A 12,009-nucleotide genomic window follows, 5' to 3' on the forward strand; every position below is an offset into this window, starting at 1 on the left:
TCTTTCGCCGGGTGGTCCGTTCGACCTTTGGCGCCTTCCGGTGCCGCTCCTGGTGCGCGCCGTTGCGTGGGACCCAGGCTCTTCCGAACGCATAGCGCCTCACCGATCCTGGGGTTAAGCAGTAGTTAACCCCCTTAGGCACCTTTCTTTCTCCCTTATTTTGCTCTAGGAGGACGAGGTATTTTTAGGGTAGAAAACCAGGAGTTCCCAGTTCGGCCACTGGTTAATTCTTAATTGGTTCAGAAATAACCTCGTTAGTTAATCAATTCAGATAATTATGAATCTGGGCGAGGCCGTTGCGTCCCCGTAACCTTCCCGTTGTTCGCAAGACGAGGGAAGAAAGGGGGACGGCCATGACTATGGTCATGAGCGAGACGGACACCGATACGTCCAAGGCCGACGAGCTGCCCGAGGGCAGTTATCCCGCCATCGAGGATCTGGAAGAACGCGTGCGCGCCGACGAGGAGGCCGCTGTTACGTTCACGCTTGAGGGTTTGACTCATGCCATTTGCAAGCAGCCGCTCAATCGTCCGATCTATCGCCGCATTCTCATGTTCTTCGATGAGGAGCACTCTACGGAAGAGGCCGAAGCATTCATCGCCGAGATTCCGGAGTTCACCTACGCCATTCAGCCCGAGGGCCGTTTTCTTGATGTGCTCGAGCGCTATGGCGGCATCGAGCGCGTTGTCGTGGAGGACGAAGAAGCCGAGGGCGCGGAGCCTGCCGAGGCCATTGATGACACCCAGGATGACGCCGCCGAGGATGTCGAGGCTGGCGATGCTGCCGATGCCGCAGCGGAAGAAGCGGTCGCCGAAGACGAGGCGCCCGTCGATGAGCTGGCCAGTTTGGTGGGCGCTCGCTGGATTGTGACTGATTTGGGTCGCCAGTACGTCGAGGCCACCGACCCCATGGCTCCGCTGAAGCAGCTTATTACCCAAGATGCTGACCGAACCGAAACCTATCTCATGGTGCTGGGCCTGTGCGCCGAAGCGCCGCAGCCCCTTGCCGAGATCGAGCGCGCCGTGCGCGCCCTGCAAAACGAGAACAAAAGCGCCGCCCAGATACAACCAAGCATATATCTGGATCGACTAGAGCGTGTGGGCGGGCTTTATTGGAAAGGCCAGTGGAACATTACAGAAGAGGGGAGGAAGATCCTGGCCGATCTGACGGCGTAACAGCCGAAGCGATAGTAAGAGAAGGAACGCTAGAAGAAGGAGAACAATCGTGGCTGAACTCACGATGACGCGACGCACCTTCGCGAAGGCCAGTGCCCTTGCCGGCGTGGCCGCTGCGGTAGGTGCGACGATGACGGAGGGCCTGGCTGATGCCCCGGCGGCTTTCGCCGACGCCCCCGCCGAAGTCAAAACTTACAAGAGCATGTGCCATGGCTGCATCCAGCCCTGCGCCGTGCTGGTAACCGTCGAGGACGGCGTGGTCACCCGCATCCAGGGCGACCCCGACGCTCCCAACAACAAGACCGGTGTGTGCGTGAAGTGCCTGAACCAGCTGCACACCTGCTACAGCCCGCGTCGCGTGCTGCATCCCATGAAGCACGTCGAGCGCGGCACCAACAACTGGGAGACCATCTCTTGGGACGAGGCCATCGAGCTGGCCGCCGACAAGATCGGCGAGGCCATCGAGAAGTACGGCCCCTACAGCTTCTTCGCCTCCGGTGGCGGCGGTGGTCTGTACTGCGGCTTCCACGGCTACAACTTCCCCGAGGGCTTTGGCTCGCCCAACACCTTCGAGCCGGGCGGCGCCCAGTGCTTCGAGCCCCGCGTAACCTGCGCACCCCTGGTGGGCATGGTGTGCTCGCAGTCTATGGCCGACTCCCGCGTGGTCGAGCCCTTCAACACCTACGATCCGCAGTGCGAGATGCTGGTCATCTGGGGTGCCCAGCCTACCATCTCCCAGACCGCTAACTCCGGCCATGCCATGGCCGACCTGCGCGTCGACCGCGGCTGCAAGACCGTTGTCGTTGACCCGAACTTCAGCCCCGACGCCGCCAAGGCCGACGTGTGGCTGCCCGTGCGTCCCGGCACCGACACGGCGCTGCTGCTCAGCTGGATCCGCTACATCTTCGACAACGAGCTGTACGACGAGCAGTTCTGCAAGTACTGGACGAACCTGCCGTTCCTCATCAACCCCGACACGCGCTTCCCGTACCTGGCCGAGGAGATCTGGCCGGACTACAAGAACCCGTCGGCCGACCCGAACGAGGTGTACTCCAACCCGGCCTACGTGTGCTTCGACGCGAAGACCAACTCCATTCAGCCCTTCCCCTACACCGCTCCGGCCGATTCTCCGGTCGACCCGGTCATCCTGGCCGAGGTGGAAGTGAACGGCAAGAAGGCCAAGACCGCCGGCCAGATCTACTGGGAAGAGGCCGAGCCCTGGACTCTCGAGGCCGCTGGCGAGTACTGCTGGTGCAAGCCCGAGAAGATCGAGGAGGCCATCCGCCTCTACACCGACGCCAAGGTTGCCGGCATCGCCCACGGCGTAGCCACCGACCAGCAGCGTTGCGCTTCCGAGGCGCCGCTGGGCTGCCTGATGCTCGACACCATGATGGGCTACATCTACAAGCCCGGCTGCACCATCACCCTGACCAACCAGCACTACGAGAGCCGCCCCATCGCCTACTGGGGCCCCATGATGCGCGATCTGTGGGTGAACCAGTACGGCATCAGCTGGGTGACCGGCTACACCGAGAAGTGGAACCGCGAGCGCGTGGAGAACTTCGAGGACAAGGAGTCCCAGGCCTGGTACATGCAGATGATGAAGGACAAGCTGGGCTTCAACCGCTTCCGCGGCTTCTACAACCAGGACACCACCCATGCTCCCTCCATCCTGCACGCCATCATGACCGGCGAGCCCTACAAGCCGCGCGTGTGGTACGACTTCTCGGGCAACAAGTTCGCCGTGTGCGGCAACGCCGGTTCGTGGTACGACGCCCTGGGCGAGCTGGACTTCATCATCGGCCAGCACCCCATCGTCACCTCCTTCCACTACGAGGCCTGCGACCTGTTCTTCCCCATGAAGGAATGGCTCGAGTGGAACGGCACCGGCTCTCAGCAGAACAAGACGTTCATGTACACCGAGGTGGTGCACTTGGGCGAGACCGCTCACAACTTCATCTCCTCCAACCGTGTGCTGCAGCGCTACCGCGAGAAGTACAAGCCGGAGGATCTGGACAACCCGGCACCGCTCAACCGCGGCGACTTCAAGCCCGGCGACGAGCTGACCGAGCAGACGCTGCGCAACCATGTGGCCGAGAAGTTCGAGGCCGAGTCGTGGGAGTACCTGAAGGAGCACCAGGACGAGTTCATTCCGAAGGTCATCCCCGAGGAGGACTACTACTGCTACAACCAGCACGAGGAAATCGTGGACGACGGCCTGCCGGCCGGCTTCCCCACGGAGTCCCGCAAGCTGGAGCCCTACTGCACCATGTACCTGCACATGAGCCGCACGGGCTTCCCCATTGCCTACCCGGCCCAGTGGGAGCAGCTGGAGACGGACTACAACCCCATCTGCGTGAACATCCCGCCGGTGGAGGATCCCACCACCGACACGGAGTATCCGCTGGTCATTACGTCCGGTCGTCTGCCCTACTTCCACCACGGCACCATGCGCCACGCGGCCTTCGCCCGTGAGCTGTGCCCCGTGCCCGACTGCAAGATCAACCCGAAGACGGCGGCCGAGTACGGCATCGAGCACATGGACTGGATCAAGATCACGTCTCGTCGTGGTTCCACCCATGCTCGTGCCTACCTCACCGAGGCCGAGGCGCCCGGACAGCTGTGGATGGAGCGCTTCTGGAACCCCGAGGCCTACGATGCTTCCCAGAAGAACCCCGACGGCGGCTGGCGTCAGTGCAACATCAACGTGCTGACCACCAACTTCGTCGAGAACCTTGACCTGTCCGAAGAGGACTTCGTCGAGGGCGATCCCGAGAAGACCAAGAACCCGTGGAACCTCGTGTACGGTTCGTTTACCCTGCGCGGCTTCACGGTGAAGATCGAGAAGAGCGAGCGTCCCGAGAACATCTGGGTGGAGCCCAAGGAGTTCCAGCCCTTCATGCCGACGCTCCAGTCCGAACCTCAGACGGGAGATGTGTACTAATGGCTCGAAACTGTCTTGTCGTCAACCTGGACCGTTGCTCTGGCTGCGACGGCTGCGTTGTCGCCTGTAAAATGGAGAATAAGATCAACCTTGGTGAGTACTGGAACCGCGTGGTGACCGTAGGCCCTACCGGCACTCACCCCGATATCGAGATGTACTGGCTGCCGGTGCAGTGCCAGCAGTGCGAGCATCCCTCCTGCGTGGAGGTGTGCCCCACCGGCGCCTCCTACCGCGATCCTGAGACCGACGTCGTGCTCGTCAACAAGGAGAAGTGCATCGGCTGCAAGTACTGCATGATGGCCTGCCCCTACGGCGTGCGCTCCTTCAACGAGGACGAGCGCGTTGTGGAGAAGTGCACCCTGTGCAGCCACCGCACCGCCGACGGCTCCGGCCTGCCCAACTGCGTCGTGTGCTGCGCTACGGGCGCCCGCTTCTACGGCGATCTGGACGACCCGAACTCCGACGTGTCCAAGGAGCTGGCGAAGTACTCGGATGACTGCATCCACACTCTGCCTGACAATGCGGGCACCGGTCCTATCACGCGCTACATCCTGTCCCCCAAGATTGCTGCTTGGAAGGAGCTGGCATAACATGGAAATTCAATGGTCCCTCCTCCTCTTCAGCCTCCTGGCCGGCACGGGCGGCTCCATCCTGGCCCTCGTGTCCGTCTCCGAGCTGAGCGGCATCGCGCCGAAGAGCCGCAAGGCCCTCGTGATCCTGGCGCTGGCCCTCGTCATCGTGGGCGGCCTGTTCTCGGTCACCCACCTCGAGCAGAAAGCCCACATCATGGCCGCCGCGGCGAACATCCTGTCGTTCAGCGCCATCTCCCTGGAGCTCATCTTCGTGGGCCTGGTGGCCATCATGGCGGTGGTCTACCTCGTGGGCATCGTGCGCGGGCTTTCCGCCGGCGCCATGAAGGTGATCGCCGTGGTGAGCCTCGTCGTGGGTCTGCTTCTGGGCTACGTCACCGGCTCGGGCTACCAGATGGGCGCCCAGCCTTTGTGGAACACGCCGATGCTGCCCCTGGCCTACCTGGGCACCGACCTGGCTCTGGCCGCCGCCGTCTACGGCGCGGTGACCGTGGGCACCAAGGACGCCGGCGAGGCCGCTTCCAAGCGCTGCGCGCTGTACTGCGTCATCGGCGCCGCCGCCTCGCTCGTCTTCTGCCTGATCTACGGCGTCATGTCGGGCGCGGCCATGGAGCCGGCGCTCTTCTGGGGCGGCGTGATCGTGCTCGGCGGCATCGCCAACATGGCCTGTGCCGTAGCGGCGCTCAAGAAGGCCGACTGCGTGGGCATCTACGTGGCAGCCTGCGTGTTCGCCCTCATCGCCGGCGTGTGCCTGCGCGCCTTCATGTGGCTCGTGGGTACGGGCACCCTGGACTTCTTCGCGGCCGCGGCCGACCGATTGGTCCTGTAGGCAGCCCATTTTCCGCTCCACCGCACCCGTTCTCCTTTCCCTCCAAAGCCCCGGTGCGGTGGAGCTCTTTCCCTGAAAAACGACGGGCGCCTTTTCCGCTTCGGCAGAAAAGGCGCCGTGGCCCTTGAAGGAGGCTTTTATGCAAGAGGCAATCATGGTCGGGTATGCGGACCTGCTTAAGGGTCACAGCGCCTTTTTGGATATGCTGGCCCGTCTCTATTACAAACCCCTGTCCCAGGAGGAGCTGGATGCCATCGCTCAGCTTTCCGTGGACGATCTGCCTGAGGATGCGCGTGTGACCGACGGGTTTTCCGAGATGCTCGCGTACCTGCATCGAGGCGGCTCTACGCTGCGTCAAGACGTCAACGTCGACTACACGTCGGCGTTCTACGGTATCAATTCCTACGAGGGCCAGGTGGCCCATCCCTGCGAGTCCGTGTTCGTGGGGGAGGAGGGCTTGCTCATGCAGGCCGAAACGCGCACGGTGTACCGCATCTACAAGGCCGAGTGCATCAAGAAGGATCCGGAGATCGGCATTCCCGACGATCATCTCTCCTTCGAGCTTCAGTTTTTGAGCAAGATGTGCGAACGGGCTGCCGCCGCGCTGGAGACGGGCGACATGGCCGAGGCCGCTCGCAATATCGCCGTGCAGGAGGCGTTCCTCGCCGAGCACATTCAAGCTTGGTTCCCCGCCATGCAGAAGGTGGCGCTTCATTTGCTGAACACCCCCTTCTATAAGGGCCTTCTCAAGGCCACTGAAGGCTATCTTGAGCTGCTTGCTGCCGATTTAGCCGACGTCGAGAGTGCTTTGGGCGCCCCGGCCGATGCAAGCGAGGAGTCTGCGGCTTAGGAAATTCCTCGTCGGGCAATTCCAGGAAGACGCCGAAGGGTCCCGTCGTCATGGTGACGACGGGACCCTTCTTGCGTTTGGCGCAAAGGACGAGGTGGCGTAGCTGGTCGGGGAAGAGACGGGTACGACGAAAGCGCGCTGCGATCGAGGGCGTCCGGCGCCCCACGCTTGGAACACCCGCGCTATTCGATGGTGCTCATAAGGTCGACCAGCTCGTCACGGGAGTGGACGCCGCATTTGTTGTAGATGCTCTGAATATGCCCACGGACGGTGTGGACGGACAGGTTCATGTGCTCGGCGATTTTCTGGGCTGATTGCCCGCGCTGAATCTCCAAGAGTACGTCGTACTCGCGCTGGGACAGGTTCATGCGCTCTTTGATAGAGAGCGCCTGTTGGAGGCGTCGTTGCTTGCCTCGGGAAACCTGCTCGCGCGGGCGCTCGACCGATCCCATGACGCTGTCGTAGGTTTTGTCTTGAAGAAACAGCAGGGCGTCGGCGGCGCTCAGCACAACGACGATGAGAAAAACGGTGCTCAGGGCTTCGGGGGCCAGCGCCTCGATGGCCCAGCCAATGCCTTCGGCAATGGGCACCACGCCGTAGAGCGCTCCCAGGGCCAAGGCGCCAATGAACAGCGAGCGCTCCGGTGTGCGGTACATGAGGCAGGCGGCAATGGCCAGCGTCAGGCACTCGAGCACCGGATGGGCGAAGGCAGTGAGCGTGAAGAGCCAGAAGCTGTCAAATCCGGGAAGCGACATGCAGGCCAGCACGGCAAGGATCATCACCATCACGAAGACGCACATGCGCGAAAAGGGGAATCGCCGGGAGAAGAAGACCACGCCTCCCAGAATGGCCAGGGCCAGAAGAATGCGTCCCAAGGCAGGCCACGCGAGCATATTGGTCGAGAAAGGGTCGGCGATGCCCTGCGTGGACACGAGGCGCGCGAGATAGCAGGTGATGGAGAGCAGGGCCACGAAAAGCGCAAATTTCAGGTACGTGCTCTTCGGCACGGCCGCTTCGTCAGCGGTCGCCTCGATGCGCGCGGGCCAATGCCGGGCAGCGCGGTCTCCCAAGCTGGCTGTGACCCCTGCCAGCAAGGGGAGCGCAGCGAAAAGGAACGAGGCCAAAGGTCCGGCGGTGCCGAGCACGACGAAATAGATGCTCACGACGACAAATTCCGTGTAGGCGAGCCAGATCCAGATCTCTGTCGGTCGGAGCCGTCCCAGAAGCATGCACGACTTGATGGCGATGCAGCCAATGCCAAGACCCGTCAGGGCGGCGCCGGCCAGCGAGAGAGCTTGAATCAGCATCGACGAGGCCAAGGGTCCCTGGGGTCCTGCGAAGAGCAGACAGAGCGTGCCGAGGGAGGCGAGGGCGCCCAGGACGGTGACGGGAATGGTAAGCGTGCGCTTCGTGAACCGTGGAAGCGCGACGGCCCCTATGCAGCCCATGAGCAGCGTGAGATAAAACAGTACGTCCTGCTTCCCCAGTCCAATGCTCATGGTGCCACTGAAGGCGATGAAGCGCCAGCTGATCCAGAATGCCAGGGACAGAAGCGGCAGCATGGGCCAGCGATCGAGAATGCGGTCGATGCCGTTCTGGTCGAGGGCATCTGCTCCCTCGATGTCTTCGCTCATAATCCTCTCCTCGCTTTACTCCTACGGGAGGACGCTGCGCAGCGGTGTGACGAGCGCCGTCTATCTTGCAGATTCGGTTCGCTCTACACCTGCGCGGCCAGGTCGGCCAGGGTGGTAGCGGCGAGCTCCTCCTCCATGGCTTTTTGCGCCGCATCCAGCTTTTGCCCGAGGACCGGTTTGATGCGGCGCCCCACGGGACAGTCGGGATTGGGGGAGTCGTGAAAGTCGAAAAGCGAGCCGTCCACGGCCTCCACCGCCTGGAATACGTCTAAGAGCGTGATGTCTTCCAGGGGGCGTCCCAGATGGGCGCCGCGCTGGCCTTGTCGTACTTCCACCAGACCCGCGGCTTTCAGCTTTTGGAGCACCTGGCGGATGACGACGGGGTTGACGTTGACGCTGCCGGCAATGAAGTCGGATGTGGTGCGCTCGGCCCCGTCAAAGTAGTCGATGCATAAAAGAGTGTGCACGGCAATGGGAAAGCGCGTCGCAATTTTCATGATCCCCCTCCGAAAAGCTGCTCGGAGCGCAGCTGAATCGTTCGTTGCTCAATAGTCATTTATGTAAGTATTGACATTACATATCGTAACGCCGATACTGTCAAGCGTAAGTTGTAATTACGATAATTACAAATTGAATCGAAAGGAGCCATTATGAAAATTGCCGTTGTCGCTGCCAATGGTCGTGTCGGTCGTCTGGTTGTAAAGGAGGCTGTGGACCGCGGTGAGGATGTGACCGCTATCGTGCGCGGCGAGAACAAGACCTGCGCCCAGCATGTCATCCAGAAGGACATCATGGATCTGACCACCGACGACCTGAAGGACTTCGACGTGGTGGTCGACGCCTTCGGCACCTGGGAGCCCGAGACCCTCGACCAGCACTCCGCAACCATCAAGCATCTGGTGGACATCCTGGCGGGCACCGATGTGCGTCTGCTTATCGTGGGCGGCGCCGGCTCGCTGTACATGAATCCCGAGCACACGGTGCAGCTCATCGACACCCCCGATTTCCCCGACGTGTTCAAGCCGCTGGCCAGCGCCCAGAACGTGACGCTCGACTTCCTGCGCGGCGTCGACAACGTGGAGTGGACCTTCGTGTCCCCGGCTGCCGACTTCCAGGCCGAGGGCGATCGCACGGGCGATTACATTCTGGCTGGCGAGGAGTTCACGGTGAACGACAAGGGCGAGTCCCAGATCAGCTATGCCGACTACGCCATCGCCATGGTGGACGAAGCCGAGCGCACCGGCACGCCCGAGGCGCATATTCGCGAGCGCATCAGCGTGGTGGGCAAGTAGCAAGGGGCGCCAAAGTAAGATGTAATTTCCGTACTTACAATGTGCTAAACTGCCTCTCATGGAGATAAAGCACATCAACAGCTTTCGAGCGGTGTACCAAGAGCGCAGCCTGTCGCGGGCGGCCAAAGTGCTGTTTATCAGCCAGCAAGCGCTCTCGAAGCAGATTGCCGCCCTCGAGCAAGAGCTGGGCGTGACGCTGTTCGAGCGCACGAGCGCCGGCATGGAGCCTACGGCTCTGGGCACGTTCCTCTTTGAAGACACCGAGCGCCTCGTCAGGGAATATGACGAGGCGCTCGCGCGTTTCGAGGAGGCAAAGCGGGCGGTGGGCGCCCAGGTGACGCTCTGCGTTGAGAAGGGGCTTCTGCGCAATCGCCCCGACGCCATGCCCGCTATTGTGCAGGAGTGCGCCGCTTCCGCATGGCACCCCTTCCGGCTGATCGTAGATGACCTGGATGGCGACGAGTGTCGCATCGACGTGCAAAGCGGAGCGCGCAGCTTGGGGCTCGTGGTGTCGAGCGGAGGAGCCGATGTGGGGGAGCACGCTGTCAAGCTTGCCGACATCAAAGTGTTCCTTGCTCTGAAGCGCGATCATCCTCTAGCGGCCAAGGAGGTTTTGACGCCGATCGATATCGCGACTGTTGATTTGCCTGTTCCCAATGAGGTGACGCGGGCCTGGATTGATGCAGTGCTTGCCGACTACGGTTGCTCGCAGCCGCCGCAGTTCGTGCCCCAGGCACGCGATACCATGAACCTCGACGGCTTCGTTCTGACCTACTGCGATGGTGTCATCAGCTGGCACAGTCTCCTGTTTGAGGGAACCCGTGAAAAGCTGCGCTTTTATCCCCTCGGCAAGGTGGGGCTCTATCTTATGCGCTCTCCGTTCTTCTATGACGATAAAGCCGTTGAAGTGCTTCGCGAGGCACTGGTGCCCTATCTCTCTGTCGTGTAGGAGCGGGAAGGGCGACGGGGCTCGGCCGTCTTTCGCTCCGCCGCCTCTCTATGGTTCTTCGCGATGCCGAGCCGTTCCCGAACCGGTTGCCCCCATTCGGTGATTTGCTGAAGGCTTGCGGGATGGCAATTTCTGTAACATGCGTCCTTACAACGAGCAGTCAGTAACGTAAGTCCAGTTGCACGGCACTCGCTCGTTGGATTTCGGGGACCGTGCAGCGGTGCGGAACCGAAGAGGATCCATGAACAAACGTCAAGTCATTCCCATGTTGGCCGTCTTATACGGCAGCGCATTCGTTGCCTCGTTCAATGAGAACACCATCAATGTGGCGCTCATCAGCATCATGAACGAGTTTTCCATCGGCGCCAATACGGCGCAGTGGCTGGTTACGGGCTATATGATTGTCACCGCCATCGTGGTTACTACCACGGCGTTTCTCTTCAAACGCCTGAAGCTGCGCACCTTGTACCTCAGCGCTGCCGGCTTCCTGGGCGCGGGCCTTATTGTGGATATGTTTATGCCTACCTGGCCCCTGTTCCTTGTCTTCCGCCTTGTTCAGGCGGTAGGGACGGGCCTGTTCATTCCGCTCATGATGAGCACGGTACTGGCCGTGGCGCCTCACGAGAAGACGGGCACCTACTTGTCCATCGGCAGCTGCATGATCACCTTCGGGCCCGCGCTGGCCCCGGTGGTCAGCGGCGTTATGGTGACCACTTTCGGATGGCGCAGCGTGCTTGTGCCGCCTGCGGCCGTCATTGTGCTGCTGGCCATTGCCGGCGTGTTCTTCATGCGCAACATCGACGAGCCGGAGCCGGTGAAACTGGATTTGCCGTCGGTGGTCCTTTCGGCGGCGGGGCTGTTCTTCTTCGTGTTCGGCCTGTCACTCATTGCGTCCGAGACGCTTTTGGCGCTGGGGACCATCGTGGTGGGTTTGGCCGCCATGGCCGTGTTCGTCATTCGCCAGCATCGAATTTCCAACCCGCTGCTGAACCTGGGGCCGTTGCACAACTCCCTGTTCGCTCCCGTGTGCGCGCTGATGGTAGTGGCCATGATGACCACCTTCTCCATGAGCGTGTTGCTGCCGCTGTACTTCGAGGGCGCGTTAGGCGCCACGGCTCTGGCGGCCGGTGCGCTTTTGCTGGCGCCCATTCTGGTGAACGCGGTGACGGCGCTTGTCGGCGGTAAGGTTATGGATACCAAGGGCTGCTGGCCCCTGCTGCCCGCCGGCTTCGGGCTTATTGCCGTGGGTCAGGCGGCGGTGTGCCTGTGCGCCACGCAGCTGTCCCTGATAGGGGTGCTTCTGGCCTCGGTGGCAGTGTACGCGGGGGTGGGTCTTATCTTGTCGCCCTCCCAGGCGGCCGGTCTGCAGACGCTGCTGCCTCACCAGCATCCCCACGGTGTGGCCATCTTGAACACGTTCATTCAAATTGCCGCTTCCATCGGCCCGTCGCTGTTCATCGGCGTGCTGTCGGCCGTGGCGGCCAACGTACAGGCCGAGGGAACGACCGCTGCCGTGGCCCAGGCCGACGGCTTTGCGGCAGCGGTGGCAGTGGCCTGTGCCATCGCCGTCATCGGTACCGTCATTGCGTATCTGTACGCTCGCAAGCGTCGCGCTCTGGCCCTTGAAGCGGTCGCCGAGGATGCGGTAGCCGATGCCGAACTGCGCGCCGTCGATGCTATCGAGTAACCAGCGCACTGGACGGTTCTGACGTCTCTTCCCGTGGACGGGCTACAACGGGCGGTTGT

Annotated in this window: 10 protein-coding genes; 8 read left to right on the forward strand and 2 right to left on the reverse strand. The window is 61.9% G+C overall.

Annotated features, from left to right (window positions below):
- Window positions 1–353 precede the first annotated feature (353 nt).
- The 5 genes from QZ307_RS03615 to QZ307_RS03635 all read left to right on the forward strand — a co-directional run bounded on the left by QZ307_RS03615 (window position 354) and on the right by QZ307_RS03635 (window position 6,388).
- Window positions 354–1,175: a hypothetical protein gene (locus QZ307_RS03615; protein ID WP_295995995.1), complete on the forward strand. Its 822-nt coding sequence runs from the start codon at window positions 354–356 to the stop codon at window positions 1,173–1,175.
- A 49-nt stretch (window positions 1,176–1,224) separates the two neighbouring features.
- Entirely contained in the window at window positions 1,225–4,119 is a 2,895-nt protein-coding gene (locus tag QZ307_RS03620) for a molybdopterin-dependent oxidoreductase (RefSeq protein ID WP_295995998.1), read from the forward strand.
- The gene (locus tag QZ307_RS03625) at window positions 4,119–4,709 is read left to right on the forward strand and encodes a 4Fe-4S dicluster domain-containing protein (protein ID WP_275206737.1); all 591 of its coding nucleotides are present in this window, start codon (window positions 4,119–4,121) and stop codon (window positions 4,707–4,709) included. The genes QZ307_RS03620 and QZ307_RS03625 overlap by 1 nt, the downstream gene beginning before the upstream one ends.
- A 1-nt stretch (window position 4,710) precedes the next feature.
- Complete coding sequence (locus QZ307_RS03630) at window positions 4,711–5,538, forward strand: DmsC/YnfH family molybdoenzyme membrane anchor subunit (protein WP_295996001.1); 828 nt, start codon at window positions 4,711–4,713, stop codon at window positions 5,536–5,538.
- Window positions 5,539–5,677: 139 nt separating this feature from the next.
- On the forward strand, window positions 5,678–6,388 hold the full coding sequence (locus QZ307_RS03635; protein ID WP_295996004.1) for a molecular chaperone: 711 nt from the start codon (window positions 5,678–5,680) through the stop codon (window positions 6,386–6,388).
- 182 nt (window positions 6,389–6,570) lie between these two features.
- On the opposite strand, the gene QZ307_RS03640 is transcribed toward QZ307_RS03635, so the two are convergent.
- Both QZ307_RS03640 and QZ307_RS03645 read right to left on the reverse strand, forming a co-directional pair.
- Window positions 6,571–8,022 carry a helix-turn-helix transcriptional regulator gene (locus tag QZ307_RS03640; protein ID WP_295996009.1) on the reverse strand — a complete coding sequence of 484 codons (1,452 nt, stop codon included), beginning with the start codon at window positions 8,020–8,022 and terminating at the stop codon, window positions 6,571–6,573.
- 83 nt (window positions 8,023–8,105) lie between these two features.
- Window positions 8,106–8,519 (reverse strand): Rrf2 family transcriptional regulator, encoded by a 414-nt coding sequence (locus QZ307_RS03645; RefSeq protein ID WP_295996012.1) that lies wholly within the window; start codon window positions 8,517–8,519, stop codon window positions 8,106–8,108.
- A gap of 153 nt (window positions 8,520–8,672) precedes the next feature.
- Here QZ307_RS03645 and QZ307_RS03650 point away from each other — a divergent pair, with 153 nt between their 5' ends.
- From QZ307_RS03650 to QZ307_RS03660, 3 genes are all read left to right on the forward strand, one after another.
- Window positions 8,673–9,314: an NAD(P)-dependent oxidoreductase gene (locus tag QZ307_RS03650; protein ID WP_295996015.1), complete on the forward strand. Its 642-nt coding sequence runs from the start codon at window positions 8,673–8,675 to the stop codon at window positions 9,312–9,314.
- Between the two features lie 58 nt (window positions 9,315–9,372).
- On the forward strand, window positions 9,373–10,263 hold the full coding sequence (locus QZ307_RS03655) for a LysR family transcriptional regulator (protein WP_295996017.1): 891 nt from the start codon (window positions 9,373–9,375) through the stop codon (window positions 10,261–10,263).
- A gap of 241 nt (window positions 10,264–10,504) precedes the next feature.
- A complete protein-coding gene (locus QZ307_RS03660; protein WP_295996020.1) occupies window positions 10,505–11,950 on the forward strand; it encodes an MFS transporter in 1,446 nt (481 codons plus the stop codon).
- Window positions 11,951–12,009: the final 59 nt, after the last annotated feature.

Source organism: uncultured Adlercreutzia sp. (genome assembly GCA_910585575.1).
Classification (GTDB): Bacteria; Actinomycetota; Coriobacteriia; order Coriobacteriales; family Eggerthellaceae; genus Adlercreutzia.